This is a genomic window from Inquilinus sp. KBS0705 (genome assembly GCA_005938025.2).
Lineage (GTDB): Bacteria > Bacteroidota > Bacteroidia > Sphingobacteriales > Sphingobacteriaceae > Mucilaginibacter.
In genome coordinates this window covers 2,383,787-2,400,612 of sequence record VCCI02000001.1, presented here as the reverse complement: position 1 = coordinate 2,400,612, position 16,826 = coordinate 2,383,787, and the positions used below count along the sequence as shown (strand labels likewise).

The 16,826-nt window shown below is 43.0% G+C and carries 17 protein-coding genes; 3 read left to right on the top strand and 14 right to left on the bottom strand.

What is annotated here, in order from left to right; translation table 11 throughout:
* Position 1: 1 nt before the first annotated feature.
* From FFF34_010700 to FFF34_010675, 6 genes are all read right to left on the bottom strand, one after another.
* Positions 2–820 (bottom strand): hypothetical protein, encoded by an 819-nt coding sequence (locus FFF34_010700; GenBank protein ID TSD67828.1) that lies wholly within the window; start codon positions 818–820, stop codon positions 2–4.
* Between the two features lie 51 nt (positions 821–871).
* The gene (locus FFF34_010695; protein TSD67827.1) at positions 872–1,426 is read right to left on the bottom strand and encodes a sigma-70 family RNA polymerase sigma factor; all 555 of its coding nucleotides are present in this window, start codon (positions 1,424–1,426) and stop codon (positions 872–874) included.
* Positions 1,427–1,495: 69 nt separating this feature from the next.
* Entirely contained in the window at positions 1,496–1,957 is a 462-nt protein-coding gene (locus tag FFF34_010690) for a thioredoxin-dependent thiol peroxidase (GenBank protein TSD67826.1), read from the bottom strand.
* Positions 1,958–1,965: 8 nt separating this feature from the next.
* Positions 1,966–3,723, bottom strand: a complete 1,758-nt coding sequence (locus FFF34_010685; GenBank protein ID TSD67825.1) for a M23 family metallopeptidase — start codon at positions 3,721–3,723, stop codon at positions 1,966–1,968.
* 64 nt (positions 3,724–3,787) lie between these two features.
* Positions 3,788–4,399, bottom strand: a complete 612-nt coding sequence (locus tag FFF34_010680) for a fumarylacetoacetate hydrolase family protein (protein TSD67824.1) — start codon at positions 4,397–4,399, stop codon at positions 3,788–3,790.
* A gap of 83 nt (positions 4,400–4,482) precedes the next feature.
* Positions 4,483–4,992 carry a T9SS type A sorting domain-containing protein gene (locus FFF34_010675; protein TSD67823.1) on the bottom strand — a complete coding sequence of 170 codons (510 nt, stop codon included), beginning with the start codon at positions 4,990–4,992 and terminating at the stop codon, positions 4,483–4,485.
* A gap of 190 nt (positions 4,993–5,182) precedes the next feature.
* On the opposite strand from FFF34_010675, the gene FFF34_010670 reads away from it, so the two are divergent.
* Complete coding sequence (locus FFF34_010670) at positions 5,183–7,150, top strand: KUP/HAK/KT family potassium transporter (GenBank protein ID TSD67822.1); 1,968 nt, start codon at positions 5,183–5,185, stop codon at positions 7,148–7,150.
* A gap of 73 nt (positions 7,151–7,223) precedes the next feature.
* Here FFF34_010670 and FFF34_010665 read toward each other — a convergent pair whose 3' ends face one another.
* Complete coding sequence (locus FFF34_010665; GenBank protein ID TSD67821.1) at positions 7,224–8,933, bottom strand: amino acid permease; 1,710 nt, start codon at positions 8,931–8,933, stop codon at positions 7,224–7,226.
* 85 nt (positions 8,934–9,018) lie between these two features.
* Here FFF34_010665 and FFF34_010660 point away from each other — a divergent pair, with 85 nt between their 5' ends.
* Positions 9,019–9,675 (top strand): phosphatase PAP2 family protein, encoded by a 657-nt coding sequence (locus FFF34_010660; protein ID TSD67820.1) that lies wholly within the window; start codon positions 9,019–9,021, stop codon positions 9,673–9,675.
* 1 nt (position 9,676) lies between these two features.
* On the opposite strand, the gene FFF34_010655 is transcribed toward FFF34_010660, so the two are convergent.
* The 7 genes from FFF34_010655 to FFF34_010625 form a co-directional block, all read right to left on the bottom strand.
* Entirely contained in the window at positions 9,677–10,324 is a 648-nt protein-coding gene (locus FFF34_010655) for a hypothetical protein (protein ID TSD67819.1), read from the bottom strand.
* Between the two features lie 68 nt (positions 10,325–10,392).
* On the bottom strand, positions 10,393–10,881 hold the full coding sequence (locus FFF34_010650; GenBank protein TSD67818.1) for a hypothetical protein: 489 nt from the start codon (positions 10,879–10,881) through the stop codon (positions 10,393–10,395).
* 174 nt (positions 10,882–11,055) lie between these two features.
* Complete coding sequence (locus FFF34_010645; GenBank protein TSD67817.1) at positions 11,056–12,756, bottom strand: M3 family oligoendopeptidase; 1,701 nt, start codon at positions 12,754–12,756, stop codon at positions 11,056–11,058.
* Positions 12,757–12,866: 110 nt separating this feature from the next.
* Positions 12,867–13,799 (bottom strand): NAD-dependent epimerase/dehydratase family protein, encoded by a 933-nt coding sequence (locus tag FFF34_010640; protein ID TSD67816.1) that lies wholly within the window; start codon positions 13,797–13,799, stop codon positions 12,867–12,869.
* Between the two features lie 171 nt (positions 13,800–13,970).
* Positions 13,971–14,576 carry a Crp/Fnr family transcriptional regulator gene (locus FFF34_010635; protein TSD67815.1) on the bottom strand — a complete coding sequence of 202 codons (606 nt, stop codon included), beginning with the start codon at positions 14,574–14,576 and terminating at the stop codon, positions 13,971–13,973.
* Positions 14,564–15,418: a 4-hydroxybenzoate octaprenyltransferase gene (locus tag FFF34_010630; protein ID TSD67814.1), complete on the bottom strand. Its 855-nt coding sequence runs from the start codon at positions 15,416–15,418 to the stop codon at positions 14,564–14,566. Before FFF34_010630 ends, FFF34_010635 begins: the two co-directional genes overlap by 13 nt.
* Positions 15,419–15,520: 102 nt before the next feature.
* The gene (locus tag FFF34_010625) at positions 15,521–16,150 is read right to left on the bottom strand and encodes a YihA family ribosome biogenesis GTP-binding protein (GenBank protein TSD67813.1); all 630 of its coding nucleotides are present in this window, start codon (positions 16,148–16,150) and stop codon (positions 15,521–15,523) included.
* Positions 16,151–16,335: 185 nt separating this feature from the next.
* Between FFF34_010625 and FFF34_010620 the strand changes: the two genes are divergently transcribed.
* Positions 16,336–16,824: a glyoxalase gene (locus tag FFF34_010620; protein ID TSD67812.1), complete on the top strand. Its 489-nt coding sequence runs from the start codon at positions 16,336–16,338 to the stop codon at positions 16,822–16,824.
* Positions 16,825–16,826: the final 2 nt, after the last annotated feature.

The following is a 16,826-nucleotide window of genomic DNA, read 5'->3' as shown; positions in this document are numbered from 1 at the left end:
ATTAGTTTAGATCAATATAATCCTGCAGGTCCGCATCAAGGGCCTCGGTATTAATTTGTTTATCATTTTCCATTAGGCTGCGGGTGTCGTTGGCATCCATATGCAGCTCAAGGTAGTCTTTAATTTCATCAACCGGCACACCCGATAGCTGGCTGTGCAGGTAAGTATGGTTGTGTGCAACGGTAGTAGGGGCATCCCGTAAAAATACACCTGCGCCAATCACTAAAGCCAAACAAGCGGCAGTTGCATACTTAAACGTGTTTGATGCAAATAGCTTGCGCACAATGGTTTTACGTATAACCATATCCTGGTTAACAGTTTTATTCAAAATGCTTTTGTTCAGCTTATCAAAATAACCATCAGGTACGGTAAAGGCGCCTGTGTTTGTTTCTAAAGCCTCTTCAACAGCAATGCGGCTGCTTATTTGCGACTGCATGTCCTCAAAATAATTTTCGGGAACGGTAAAACCACTTTCTTCGGCATTAACAAGCGCATCAATATTTATGCGGCTTTGTATACGGCTGCTTAAATCATCAAAATAGCCCTCGGGCACAGTAAATGCAGCATCGGGCCCTGCAATGGCCTCTACGTTTATCCGGCTTTGTATATTGTCACCAAGCTGCGTAAAATAACCTTGCGGTAAATTAAACCCCATGGCCGCGTCGTCACTTTTTAATTCTTCTAATTTAACTAATGATAATATGCGTTTACCGGCGTCTTCAAAATAGCCAACAGGCACTGTAAACGGGTTGTTTTTGGTAAACCGTTTAAGTGACATTTCTTCGTCAGCCCATTCATTATTCTCCATATCGCTTTTCATACTCTGTTATAGATGAATAAATTCTTCAAAGGTTTAACGCTAATTTAAAAATTAATCATTTGATGTTAAAAAAGACTCTATTTTTTTAACGGCCAGGTGGTACGATGCCTTTAAAGCGCCAACGCTGGTACCCAGCACATCGCTCATTTCTTCGTACTTCATGTCGTCAAAGTATTTCATGTTAAATACCAGCCTTTGTTTATCGGGCAGGGTAAGTATGGCTTGCTGCAGCATTAACTGTATTTTATCGCCGCTAAACTGGTCGCTGCCCGATAGGGTATCGGCCAGTTCGTAATCCACGTCATCTAACGATACATTGTTCTTCTGTTTCTTTTTATTTAAAAAGGTGATGCACTCGTTGGTAGCAATACGATACATCCAGGTATATAGCTGCGCATCGTTCCTAAAGCCGGGCAGGTTTTTCCATACCTTTATAAATATGTCCTGCACCAGGTCGTCGGCATCATCGTGGTCTATCACCATACGGCGCACATGCCAGTATATTTTTTGCTGATACTTTTTCAGCAAAAGGTTAAATGCTTCGTTACGGGTTTTTTCGTCCCTAAACTTGCTTAATATCTCTTCGTCTTCTGCCTGTATGGCCATTTATTAAAATTTATACTTCCTTTAAATAAAAATAAAGCGTTTTTGTTTGATTTGTATGCTTAGCTGCAATTAAGCCAGCGCATCTAACACCTGCTGCGATGATGCCTTGGTATCAACCTTATCAATCACCTTATTAATAATACCATCGCCATTTATAATAAATGTGGTGCGGGCGGTACCCATATATTGCTTGCCGTACATGCTTTTTTCAACCCATACGCCGTAGGCCTCAACTATTTTATGGTCGGTATCGGCTATAAGGGTAAATGGCAACTGGTACTTGGTCTCGAATTTTTTGTGCGATTTTTCGTCATCAACGCTCACCCCGATTACCTCGAAGCCTTTGCTTAGCAGCGATTGGTAGTTATCCCTAAAATCGCAAGACTCGGCAGTACAACCCGGTGTGTTATCTTTTGGGTAAAAATATAGTATAATGTTTTTGCCTTTAAAATCGGCCAATGATACGGCTTCGCCGTTTTGGTTATTAGCTGTAAAATTTGGGGCCTTTTCGCCTGCTTTTAAAGTTGCCATTGTTTTATTTACCTGTTAAATTCAGCCGTAAATGTCGACGAATTGTTTTTGTAATCCATCACCGTAAGTTCAAATTTATGCTTTCCGGCTGTAATATCGTTGTTAAAGGTATAACTTAATACTTTTGTTTTATAATTCAGCTCCATTAGCACCCATTTGCCATCTATTTTGCCGGTAAAGCTTTTTACGCCCGACAGGTTATCGCTCATGCGTAAATTAATAGCCTTTGCCACCCGCATGTTGCTGCCATTTGCTATGTTAATGGGCCTTATCACGGGCGGTACCGTATCCAGTTTAATGTAAAAATCGCCAAAGGCGTGGGCGGTTGCTTTTATGTAACCGTCTTCATAATCGCCGCCTATACAACCTGCAGTAGCGCTTACAATAACGGCTTTTTGCGCGTAGGCACCCAGGCTAACATCCGGTTTTATCTGGATAGTATACTCGTCATGTATCGGTGTAAATTTGTTGTGGATACGGTGTGTTACCGATAGCGCGCCGGGTTTTGTTGGTAATTCGCTGTATATAAAATCAAGGTCGTCGTACAGGTTGCCGGGCATTATGGTCACTTTAACCCTGTCATTGGCAAACTCGTTTTTTTGATCGTACTTAAATAAGGTACCCAATGGCTTTAGCGGTGCAACATCATTAGCCGATGTATTCGATCTTACCTTTAGGGCGAGGGTAGAGGTGTTACCCGCCACATCTTTTACAATGTACTCTACATCGTGCAGCTGGTCGTCGTTAAAAACCATAACGCCGCGGTTGATAGACTGTGGGAAAAGCGATATGCGGTTGCCCGGTAGCATAAAACATTTTTGCATCCACCGGTGCGAGGTAAGGAAGGCCGGATAATCTATATAAGCGTTAATAGCGTGGGTTTGGTCGAAAGCAAAACGCTCCACCGCAAAGGTGTAAACTGTTTTACCATCCAGTTTTAATTCAATTGAATAGATGCCGTTACGGTTAAACGAGGTATTGTTCATATCGTTTGCGGTAATACCAAAGCCGGTATTGCCGCTTAGGTTAAGCACCTGCGGATTGGCTAAACGGTAATTACCGCCCGAGCCTGTTACCGCCAGGTACTCGTGCGGGGTTTTTTCGCTAAAAGGGTTGCCGTTTAAATGGTATATGCCAATAGCCGATATAACGGGCGGCTTATCATCGGGTATGGTAAGGCCAAATAGCTGCGGGTTGATGGTTTCCTGGGTTAAGGTATCCCTTATCTCAAAATGCAGGTGCGGCCCTGCCGATGCACCCTCGTTACCTGATATGGCTACCACATCGTTTTTGTGTACGTTAAACATACCCGCCGGTACCGGAATATCCGCCTCAAAGGTTTGATTTTTATACTGGTAATCGCGTATGTATTTGGCCATCTCGGGCGTAAAGCTTTGGATGTGCCCGTAAACCGTTGTATAGCCATTAGGATGGGTAATATATAAGGCATGCCCAAACCCGCCATATTGTATGCGCAGGCGCGACACATAGCCATCGTAAACGGCATGCACCGGGTAGCCGGTACGCTGGTTGGTTTTAAAATCCAGCCCCGAGTGAAAGTGGCTAGCCCTTAATTCGCCAAAGGACCCGGCCGTGCTGGGCGGCAGATCAAGCGGGTACCTGAAATCGGTTTTTGGATAAGTTTTGCTTTGAATAATTTGCTGAGCATGTAAATTATTCGCCGAAAATGATATAGCACCAAATAGCAACAATATTTTAGAAATTTTTACAGCGGAGGCCGTAAAAGAGGAAAATTTTTCACGCATGGAATAGAATACGTTTGAATGGTTTGCGCGGTTTGTAAAAAATTGAACGTTTTGCAGGGCTTGCTTATTTAACATAAAAGTCTAAAAGCTTTTCCCCTTCCAAATATCCCTCCAATCTATCACCAATGTTCACTTTTGCTACGCCTTGTGGGGTACCGGTGTATATCAAGTCGCCCTTTTTAAGCGTAACGTATTGCGATACAAAGGCAATAATGCGCTCAAAACTAAACAGCAGGTCCTTAGTATTACCCACTTGTTTGGCCTGGCCGTTAACATCAAGGTTAAAGTTAATGTTGTAAATATCAGCAAATTGCGTTTTGGGTACAAAGTTGCTCACCGGTGCCGAGCCGTCAAAAGCCTTTGCCAGTTCCCAGGGCAGGCCTTTTTCTTTGTGTTTGCTTTGTATATCGCGGGCAGTAAAATCAATGCCCAAGGCTATTTCGTCAAAATAGTTGGCGGCAAACTTCTCGTTAACATGCTTGCCTTCTTTGCTTATTTTCAATACTATTTCAATCTCGTGGTGTATATCCTGCGAAAATTCGGGGTGGTAAAAGGGCTTGTTATCCTTTAATAAGGCTGTATCGGGCTTCATAAAAATAACGGGTACGGTGGGTACAGGGTTATTCAGCTCTTTGGCATGTTCGGCATAATTACGGCCTATGGCTATTATTTTCATAAGTAGGAATTGCTATAGCCCAAAGCTAAAAATTATATGCCCTAACAAAAGACAAAATTTAAATTGGACGAAAAATAAGGGGTTTACAGTACAGATATGCGCCTGTTAACAGACTCGGTGCCTACTATTATGCGTACAAAGTAAAAACCACGTGATAGCTTGCTGCTAAGGTTATAGCTGATGTTTTGATCGCCAAAATCAACCCTTTGCGATAGCAGCGGAACAACATCATTACCCAGCATATCCATAATTTTTACGTTAACGTAGGCATTGCGCGATATGGTGTATTTGATATTGATGGTTTGATCTACCAGTACAGGGTTTGGGTATACCTGCACATTGGTTAACAGCTTATCATCAGCTTTAGACAGGTTTATCTTGGTGTTGGAAACTGCCGCCGGTTTTAAAGGTGGCAAGGCAAGGTGCAAGCCAGTTTTTAGATACGAAGTTTTTTGTGCCTTTGATTTTAACGAACGCAGGTACGATGTATCAGTTTTTTGGGCGCTAACTCCTTTTGCAAACGCAAAGTTTACAGCTATCGCTAAAACAATTACGGCAATAAAGGAATTTAGTTTAGTATATTTTAGCCCCATGATAAACAATATAATACAAAAGTATAAATAAACATGTTATTAATTCATTTATCGCATGAATTAACGTATATTTTTAACAAATTTTAACAAAAAATAGTTTTGTTAAGTATTGTTTATTATAGACTTATACGTTTACATATAGTTTAAGTTATGTTGATTTTTTTAATAAATTTGTATTTTTTAAAATATAGTGTCGAATCATAAAGATCTGCAAAAACTATCAGCCGCTGGGCTGCTTATTAGTTTAGGAATAATCTACGGTGATATAGGTACATCACCTTTATATGTGTTCAAGGCCATAGTTGGTTCTGAACATTCCAGTTTTTCACAGCAAATATCACAAACATTAGTACTGGGAGGTGTATCGCTCATTTTTTGGACGCTTACCCTGCAAACTACTTTAAAGTATGTGGTGATTACTCTGCGTGCCGATAACAAAGGCGAGGGTGGCATATTTTCGCTTTTCTCGTTAGTTCGCCGTAAAGCAAAATGGCTAATTGTACCCGCTGTAATTGGTGGCTGCGCGCTGCTGGCGGATGGTATTATTACACCGCCTATTACCATATCGTCGGCAATAGAGGGGTTAAAAACATACTATCCGCAATTGCCAACGGTGCAAATTGTTATTGCCATTATAGCCGGCTTATTTATCATACAGCAATTTGGTACATCGCTGGTAGGTAAGGCATTTGGGCCTATCATGTTTATTTGGTTTAGTATGATGGGAGTATTAGGTATATCGTACATTATACAAATGCCATCTATTTTAAAGGCCCTTAACCCATATTATGCCTACCACCTGCTTACGTCTGATTATAACGCCTTTATTATATTAGGTGCTGTTTTCTTATGTACAACAGGGGCCGAAGCGCTATACTCGGATCTTGGCCACTGCGGGCGAAACAATATCCGCATTAGCTGGATTTACGTTAAAAGCTGCCTTATTTTAAACTACCTGGGGCAAGCCGTTTGGCTGTTACAGCGCGAGGGTACATCCATCGACCTTAACATTAATAACCCATTTTACAAAATAATGCCCGAGTGGTTCCTGATATTCGGTATCGGGATAGCTACCATAGCGGCGGTTATTGCATCGCAGGCATTAATATCGGGCTCGTTTACGCTAATTGCCGAGGCTGTTAGGTTAAACCTGTGGCCAAAAGTTAAAATTAATTACCCGTCTGAACAAAAAGGACAGTTATACGTGCCAAGCGTTAACTGGTTGCTTTGCGTAGGTTGTATTGGGGTGGTGCTGTTATTTAAGCATTCGGCTAAAATGGAGGCGGCCTACGGTTTAAGTATCACCGTAGCCATGTTAATGACCACCATACTGGTTTCAAAATTCTTGCAGCGCAAAAAGATACCGGCCTACATCATCGGTTCCTTTTTGGTGGTGTACCTGTTTATTGAGGGTACCTTTTTACTGGGTAACCTGGTTAAATTTATACATGGTGGCTGGTTTACGCTATCAATGGGTTTGGTGCTGTTCATCATTATGTGGACCTGGCACACCGCCCGTAAAATTAAAAACCGCTACGTTAAATTTATCGAGATAGATGATTACTTTAAGATCATCACCGAACTGAGCGAAGACGAAACCGTACCCAAATACGCATCACAATTGGTTTACTTAACCAGTGCCAATTTTAACTCAGAGATAGAATCAAAAATAGTTTACTCGATACTGCAAAAGCAGCCTAAACGCGCCGATGTGTACTGGTTGGTACACGTTGATGTGGTAGACGAGCCTTACAAACGCGAATATGAGGTTGACTTTTTGGTGCCGGGGAAATTGATACGTATCGACTTTAAATTAGGGTTTAGGGTTGAGCAGCAAATAAACCTGTTGTTCAGAAAAGTAGTAGAAGACCTGGTTAAAAACGGCGAGGTTGATATTACAAGCCAATACCAATCGTTAAACAAGCACAAAATTGTAGGCGACTTTAGGTTTGTGGTGATAGAAAAAGTATTGTCGCGGTCGCATAACCTATCGTTTTACGAGCGTTTTATCATGTTTATTTACGTGCAGTTACGTAAGGTAAGTTTATCTGAAGAGCGCAACTTTGGCCTTGACCTAAGCTTTGTTACCGTAGAGAAGGTACCGTTGATGCTTACCTCGCCGGATAGTGTAGATATACAGCGGATAATGCCTAATTAGCATATTCATCTAAACATAAAAAAGGGTGCCTGATTTAAATCAGGCACCCTTTTTATTTATATTATAATAATACTTATTCTGCTTTTTCGGCCTTGCCTATCAGGCTGTGTTTGTAGCCATAGGTAAAGTATATGGCCAGGCCTATTAAAAGCCATGCCAGGAAGCGTATCCAGCTTTGGTAGGTAAGTTCGGTCATTAGGTAAAAGCAGCTTAGCAGGCCTAATACCGGTATCAGCGATAGCTTCTTAATTACCGCTGCTATGGTTAGCGTTGCAGACAGGATGATAAACAAAAAGAAAGGAAATTTTTCGTGTTTGTTATCCTGCCCTAATATCTCCATAAATGGTTTCCAAAAAAAGAATGCCGCTACTACAAAAATGATAGGCGCTATATACCTTGCGCTAATGTACGGCAAATGAAAACGTCCTTTTTGTGCTGCTTCGCGCGGCATTAACAATACTCCACCGCAAACCAGTACAAAGGCAAACAGGGTACCTATACTGGTTAGGTCGGTAACCTCGGTTAGGTTAAGGAACAGCGCCGGTATGGCTACCACAAAGCCCGTAACAATAGTTGCGAACGATGGGGTATGGAATTTGGGGTGTATACGCGAAAATGCCTTTGGCAGCAAACCATCGCGGCTCATGCTCATCCATATACGCGGCTGGCCAAGTTGAAATATCAATAGTACACTCGCCGTAGCAATAACCGCGCTGATAGATATGACATAACTAATGTTTTTTAAACCCACCTTAGCGAATACGAATGCTAATGGGTCGCCTACTTGCAGGTCTTTGTAGTTTACCATTCCGGTAAGTACAAGTGATATCAGTATGTATAAAACTGTACATATCAGCAGGGAATATATCATACCCCGCGGCAGGTCTTTTTGCGGGTTTTGGCACTCTTCGGCAGTAGTAGATATGGCGTCAAAACCAATGTAAGCGAAAAACACGCCCGAAACGCCTTTCATAACGCCTTTAAAGCCATTGGGCATAAACGGATGCCAATTGGCCGGTGTTACATAAAAAAAGCCGATAGCAATAACGGCAATAACAATGGCTACCTTAAGTATCACCATAGCGTTGGTGGCTTTTTTGGTTTCGCGTATGCCTATATAAACCAGGTAGGTAATGACGAATACAATACCCAATGCAGGCAGGTTGGCTATCAGTTTAAAGTTGCCAAAGCCCGGCGCCGAGTTCCATGCAATGGCGGCGCTTTTCATATTATCGGTAATATCGGCTATGTGGCCGCCGGCAGTAAGTTCCTGTATCTTTTCGTGTGCGCGGAACGCCGAAAAGTAATCCATAGTTAAATACTCGGGCATGTGCAGGTGAAAACCTTCCAGCAGGTTCACAAAATAGGTGCTCCATGATATAGCCACCGCAATATTGCCAATGGCATATTCCATCAAAAGGTCCCAGCCAATTATCCAGGCAATTAATTCGCCGAATGAAGCGTAGGCATAGGTATAGGCGCTACCTGCTACCGGTATGCGCGATGCAAATTCGGCATAGCACAAAGCCGAAAAACCGCAGGTAACCGCGGTTATGATAAATAATATGGATACCCCCGGCCCGCCGTAAAATGAGGCTTCGCCAATGGTTGAAAAGATGCCCGCCCCAACTACGGCGGCAATACCCATCAGGGTTAGGTCTTTTACATTTAGTTCTTTTTTAAGCTGCGAGGCACTGCCCGGGTGCTCGCTGTCGCTGAAACCGCATTCAACATCAGCTAATATTTTACCAACGGATTTTTTGCGAAAGATGCTTTTAGACATTTAATTTGGTCAGTTATTTAGTTCTTCAAACCAAACATAACCATTTTTTTGCATTGAAAAAGTATATGTGTTACTTTGTCGGCAAATGAATACAGGCTTAAAGGATGTTTTGTACCGTATAAGGTTTTTTTTTATTCCTTACATGGCGTTGTTATGTGCCTGTTTAATTATTAAGCTTTGCTATACACGGGCTGATATATTTTTTGCTGTAAATAGCCTTTACAGCCACTGGGCCGATGTTGCCGCGCCTTACGTAACCGATATAGGCGATGGTATAACCGTATTAATAATAGCAGCTGTTTTTTGCCTGGTTAACTACCGTGCGGCTTTTTTACTGGTAAGCAGCTACGCCCTAACCGCGCTTGTTGCCCAAATATTAAAGTACAGTTTTGATATGCCACGGCCCAAGGTTTACTTTGCCGACCAGCTAAACCGCATACACTTTGTGCCCGATTTATACATATTAGCAACCCGTAGTTTCCCATCGGGGCATACGGTTACGGCTTTTATGGCAGGGGTGGTGTTTACCTACCTGTTAAAAAATAAAAAATGGGGAGTGTTGTTATTTGTGGTGGCAGTATTGGTAGGCTACTCGCGCATGTACCTTAGCCAGCATTTTTTTGAGGATGTAACCGCGGGATCGGTTATTGGGGTGATAGTTACCTTTTTATGGCTGAGCTATATTGACCGTAAGGTATTTATAAACAGCCCCGGCTGGAACCGGGGGCTGTTAAAACGATAATTTACTCGTGTTTCTTTTTCCGGCGAACCAGTAGTATGATGATCAGCAATACTACTAATGCACCACCACCATATATACCAATTTTGGCAGTAGGCGATAGACCCTTAGCGTTTGACAGGTATTGATCGGTACGTTTTAGTTCGGGTGATACCTTTATAGAGCTGGTAAAGGCTTTGTATTCTGCCTTTGCCACTTCCTGGCGCGACTCTTCGTAATAATACTCGAACGTGTAGGTAACATCCTGTGTGTAAATAACTATAAAGTTACGCAGTTGTACGCCGGCACCCTCATCTGTTGATAGGGTGAAGGTTTTGGCTTTTAAATGGCCCATAACCGTATCGCGAACGTTTAGGGTATTGCCCGATGCCTGGCCTTTTATGCCTTTAATATAATCCTGCAATACCTTATTAAGGTCGCGTTCTTTTTTTAAAGGGGCGTTGTCTTTAGCATTGGGTGCGCGTATTACCACTATAAAACCCAAACTGGCATTAGCCGAATATATTTGCTGGCCAAGCGTATCTTTTTTGGTGTATTCTGTAGGTAACGAAACCGTTATCAGGCTATCTATCTGTACCGGTTTTAACGGGAGTTGTGCAAAGCCTGCTGTTGCTAACAGCACAAGGCTAAATAAAGCAAGTATCTTTTTCATAGATGGTTTAACCTGAAAAAGAGATATTAGTTTTAATATTATGCTTAAAGTATATAAATACGCGCTTATTATTTGCTGATGCGCGCTATGCGGGTGCGGTTATATTGCTGTAAAATGATGGGGTAAAAGTTGTAGATAATGTTGCTGAGTAATGTTAAAACACTCCACATGTATAAGTGAACGGCTATGGCATAAACTGCTGTTAACATAAAAAAGAAAAAGCATAACAGGTGAAAGCGCTCGTACATAATAAGTGTACCCATATAGCCGGCAGCACTGCCCTTGGCTTTAATCAATTTATGATGGGGTTGGCTTTTGCGTATCAGTTTATTTACCCAATCGCCGTTTTGTACAAACTTGCGTATAAATTTTACGCCCAGCCTTTGATAAAATTCAGGGTTGTTGCTTAATTGCATCCTACCCGACGGAAACAGCTGGGTTACTGTACTTATCACCAGGAAAACACATATCCAAAGCACCGAGTAATGAACCGCCCATACCGCAATAACAGGTATAAAGCACAGTATGGTCCAAAAAAAGTTGACTGCCTGGTTCATATGCATACCATTGCAAATGTCATGCTGAGCTTGTCGACGCACGGCGTTCAGGTCTTCGACAGGCTCAGACTGACAAGTATTGCTAAATTTTATTGTTTGCCATTACAAATGTCATGCTGAGCTTGTCGAAGCACGGCGTTCAGTTCTTCGACAGGCTCAGACTGACAAGTATTGCTAAATTTTATCCATTTCGGCTTTTACAAATTCGGCCAGTTCTTTTACGTAGCCTGCGCTAAAATCAAATTTAATGCCTGCGGTTTCGTAAATCTCGGTAATGGTTTTGGTGTAACCCAGCTTTAAGGCGTCCAGGTATTGCTGCAAGCCTTTTTCAGGGTTCTCTTTATAGTTTTTCCAAACGGCAATGGCGCCTAACTGGGCCATACCATATTCAATATAGTAAAACGGCACCTCAAAAATGTGCAATTGCTTTTGCCACAGGTTTTGCTCGGCTTCGGCATGTTCGCTCCAATCGGCAAAGCCCGCGCCAAATGGCTCGTATATTTGTAACCAAGCTTCGGTGCGCTCGGCATCGGTATGGTCGGGGTTGGTATATATCCAGTGCTGAAACTGATCGACCACGGCTACCCATGGCAGTGTTTTAAGCACATCAACAAGCTGGTCGCGCTTGGCGCGTTTAAGGTCTTCCTCGTTGTCAAAATAAACATCCCAGTTATCCATAGATATCAGCTCCATCGACATCGAAGCCAGTTCGGCAACCTCGCTTGGGCAATGTTTAAAATCGTTTAGTTCCAGGTCGGCAGTCAAAAAGGTATGTACCGCGTGGCCGCCTTCGTGCACCATGGTAGTTAAATCGCGGAAGGTATTTGCCGAGTTCATGAAAATGAAAGGCGCGCCTGTTTCTGACAGCGGGTAGTTATAACCGCCCGGTGCCTTGCCCTTACGGCTTTCTACATCAAACAGGTTGTTATCCTTCATTATCTCTAAACGCTCGCCCAGGTAGCTGTTAATGTTCCTAAAACATTGTATAGATTTTTCTACCAGTTCGGCACCGCTGTTAAAGGGCTTTAAGGCCGGCTTGCCCGATATATCTACATCCATATCCCAGGGCTTAAGCGATGCTACACCTAAGGCCTGCTGCCTTTTGTGTGCCTGCTCGCGCAGTATGGGTACTATCTCGGTTTCTATAGCCGCATGAAAATCGTAGCAATCTTTAGGCGTGTAATCAAAACGGCCCAATGCCTGAAACATGTAGTCCCTAAAGTTTTCGAAACCCGCGTTAAGTGCCACCTTATGGCGCAGCGCGCGCAGGTGATTGAACAGCGTATCTAATACCGTTTTGTCCTGCAGGCGGCGGGCGGTTATCTTTTCCCAAACTTCCTGGCGTTTGCTGCGGTCGGTATCTTTTAAAAATACCGATGCCTGCTCAAGCGTGTACTCTTTATCGCCAATATGTACCGACATGGAGCCGGTTATCGATTGGTATTTTTGCTGCTCTACCTGTATCTCGGTTTGCAGCGGTATATTCTCCTCGCGGAATAGCTCCAACGATTTTTTAACACCGCGCAGCATGATGTAGTATTTCTCTTCTTCCAGTTGATCTACATACTCGTTCTCTACCAGCTTTTTATTAAGCTCGTTGTTGTAAGGCGCTGTTTTCGGCTCAATTTCGGTAGCAAAGTACTGAAAGCTTTGCAGCAGCTCTTCGTTGGTGGTATCGCAGGTCATGCGTATGTAGCGCCATGCAAAGTCTTCTTCTAAGGCTGCCTGTAGTTCGCTGCTGTCTTTAAGCCATTGCTCTAAAGCCTCAACCGAAGTAAGCGGTCGGCTTATTAGTTCCTGGTAAATCGGTTCCAGCGTTTCCCATTTAATTTCAAGGTCGGCCGGTATATAAGTTCTTGTTTTTTTGTGGATCATGGTGTGTAGATGTGCAAATATGCAGCTATGCAAATGTGCAGATTATTTGGGATTTGGTAAAGCTCAAAAATCCGCACATAAAAGGTATTTACACAAAACAGACTTAGTGCTTAAACTGAAGGTTTATAATTCGTTTCTGCCATTTCCTTTAAACCGTCCTTGTAACTTGTAGGTGTAAAGTTGAACGCTTTTTCAAACTTAGCCGAGTTAAAATCATAATCGTGGTCGTATTGATAAAACATTTCTATGGTGCCTTTTATCACTTTTACAAAAAGGCCCATCAGCGTTAGCATAAATTTGCTTACACCCATATACCGTGGTTTTACATTATATATCGCAGCGGCCATCTCGATAAACTGTTTACCGGTAAGCGGCGGGGCGGTAGGCACGTGCCATATTTGGTTATCGCTTTGCGGGTTTTGGCCCAGTAAATACATGGCGCGGCCCGCATCGGGTATGTAGGTAAAATTATGCAGCTTACTTGCATCGCCCATCCATTGGGCACGCTCATTTTTGGCAAATTTGCTTAGCACCATCATATCTAAAAAGCTATTGCCCGAGTCTGTTCCGTAAAAATCGGCAGCGCGGGCTATACTGGCGTTTATATGGCCAGCCTTTACTTCGGCCATTAGTTGGTTGGCTATGGCTGCCCTTATCTTGCCTTTTTCGCTAATGGGGTGGTATGGCGTTTCTTCGGTCATTGGCCCGTTAACCAAACCGTACATATATACGTTGTCAAAAAATATCAATCGTGCGCCGGTTGCTTTGGTCACGTTTATAACATTTTGTATGATGATGGGCCACTGCTGTTGCCAAACTTTACTATCATAAACTAAACCCGCGCACAGGTATATTACGGTTGATCCTTTTGCTGCTTCCAGCACTTCGTTATAGTTTAACAGGTCGGCTTTTTGCCAGGTAATGTTGTTGCCGGTAATGTTTACAGGCTTGCGGCTTACCAGGCGTATAGTTTGGTTGTTGTTAGTTAATTCGCGGGTTAGCGCATTTGCTACCGGCCCGCCGGCTCCTAATATTGTATGCATGTTTTTGTTGTTTTAAGTATGATACAAATATGGGCAGCGGCTGAAAGCCAAAACGTTAACAAAAGATAAGAAATTGAGATTGGAGTTTAGAAACCAGAGGTTAGAAATTAGAGTTTTAGAATTTAAAACTTAGCGTTTAGAATTTAGCGTTTAGAGTTTAGGATTTAGAATTTAGTTCACCAATATCCGCTTCCTTATCCTGGATAACGATACAGGTGTAATGCCTAAAAAGTTGGCGATGTAGTGCTGGGGCATGCGCTGTAGCACCTCGCGGCCGTATTGTAATAGCTTAAGGTAACGCTCTTCGGGTGTTTGGGTAATAAACGATGCTATGCGGTCTTCGTAGCATATCAGGTAATGCTCGGCAACCAGGCGGCCAAAGCGTTCCATTTTGTAACCCAGCATGGGGTTGTTCAGCATCAGGTCGAGGTTTTGCTTGCTGATGAGGATGATCTGCGTATGTTCGAGCGCCTGGATATTGGTCAGGCTGGGCTCACCGGTTAAAAAGCTTTTGTACGAGCTTACCAACTCGTGTTCAAAGCTGAAATAGCCGGTAATATCTGCCCCGTCCTTAAGATGATAGTATCTTACCGAGCCGGTGAGAATATAGCCAAAATACTTGCAAACCTTACCATACTCGGCAAAGTGCTGTTTCTTTTTAAAAGTTGTTACGGTGATGTATTGGATAAATACGATCCACTCGGCTTCGTTAAAAACCACGTAAGGCTCAATATCCTTACGAAATGTTGCCAGTTGTGCCGATGTTAACGCATCCATACCCTATCCATCAAAAAGAAGGCTGCGAAAACCACGCTGGCTATACCATTGGTGGTCATGAAGGCGATGTTTACACGGCTAAGATCGTTTGGTTTAACCAGCATGTGCTGATAAATAAGCATAGCGCAAAAGAACGCGATACCGATGTAATAAAGCAAACCTACGTTAGTATAAAAAACCGGCATAAGTATAAACAGCGCCGATAGCACATGCAAAAAGGTTGACAGCCTTAACGCGTTTACCTTACCCAGCCAGGCGGGGATAGAATGCAGCTTTTCTTCGCGGTCAAAATCTTCATCCTGCAGGGCATAAATAATATCAAAACCACTCACCCAGCATAATACCGATAGCGAAAAGAAAATAGGTGTAAGCGCGAAGGCACCCGTTACCACTAAATAAGCGCCGATAGGGGCAAGCGACAGGCCTAAACCCAGCACTATATGGCAAAGTGCTGTAAAGCGTTTGGTAGCGCTATAACCCAATACCACCAATAAGGCAATAGGCGACAGGTAAAAGCAAAGCGGGTTAATAAACCAGGTAGTTAGTATAAACAAACCGCAGTTTATTAATGTAAAAGTTAGGGCAGCGGCGGGACTTATCCGGCCTGCCGGAATGTCGCGTTTTTGGGTGCGGGGGTTTTTAGCATCGATGTTCCTGTCAAGGTAGCGGTTAAAGGCCATGGCCGAGTTACGGGCAAACACCATGCAAAACAGCATCATTACCAGCTTTTGCCATTCAAATTTGTGATCGGTAGTGGTTACCGCCAAAAAAAAGCCGATGAAGGCAAATGGCATGGCAAATATGGTATGCGCAAAGGTTACTAATGATAAATATTTTTTCATTGTTGTATTGAATAACGAATATCGAATTTTGAATGCAGAATGATGAAGTATTTTAAACTTCGATGTTCATTATTCAATATTCGGTGTTCGGCATTATATCTGTTAACTATATCGCTCCTCGTCAAACTCGGGAATCTCGAAACTATTGTTAATGCCACCTATAAAACCCAGCACCTCGTCGCGGCCGGTCATGTTTTCGGCTGATGTTACAAACAGTTGAGGCACTTCTTCAAACATCTCTAAAAGTACCTTTTTAAATTTAGCGATATTCTGGTCGGTTTTTAGGTTCGATTGCTTATCGGCCTTGGTAAACACCAACACAAAGGGCAGGCCTTTTTCGCCCAGCCAGCTGCAAAATTCCACGTCAATTTTTTGGGGCTCCAGGCGGCTGTCAATCAACACCATTACGCACTGCAGGCTTTCGCGCTTATCCAGGTAGGTTTGTATAAAGCGGTTCCAGTCGGCTTTTTTTGATTTAGAAGCACGTGCATAGCCATAGCCGGGTAAATCTACAATGTACCAGTTATCGTTCACCAAAAAATGGTTGATCAGCTGGGTTTTGCCCGGCGTTTGCGATGTTTTTGCCAGCCCCTTTTTTTGGGTAAGCATATTTATCAGCGACGATTTACCCACATTACTGCGGCCAATAAAAGCGTACTCAGGCTTTACCGGTGGCGGCAGCTTGGATATTTGGGTGTTGCTGCAAATAAAGTCGGCAGATTTTATGATCATGCTACAAAGGTAGGGTTTTTTAGTTGTTGTAATGTTTGAACGTTGTAAGGTTGGAATGTTGATACGTGTTTAAACATTTATTTGACGCGTTGCTGATATAATCAAGTTTGCAATAGTGTAACTTTACAATAGCGAAACGTAACATTAAAACGTTTCAACATTACAACGTTTCAACAAACATCATCATGAGCGATTATAAAATACCCGCCCAAACCCGCATAGGGCATGTGCATTTAAAGGTAAGCGATATACAAAAATCAATGGCCTTTTACTGCGATTTGCTGGGCTTTGAGTTAGTAACCATGTACGGCGACCAGGCCGCCTTTATATCGGCAGGCGGTTACCATCACCATATTGGCTTAAACACCTGGCATAGTAAAGGCGCGCCACCTGCGCCGGAGTATGCGCCGGGCTTATACCATACCGCCATTTTATACCCCGAGCGTAAAGATCTGGCAACCATATTACAGCGCTTGGCAGATGCCGGTTACCCGCTTACAGGCGCATCAGACCATGGCGTATCCGAAGCTTTATACATGGATGACCCCGATGGTAATGGTGTAGAATTATACTGGGACCGCCCAAAAGAGCAATGGCCAACCGATGAACATGGCAACCTAACCATGTATACCCGCCGCCTTGATGTTGAAGGCTTATTAGGGCTGTTAAAGTAAAC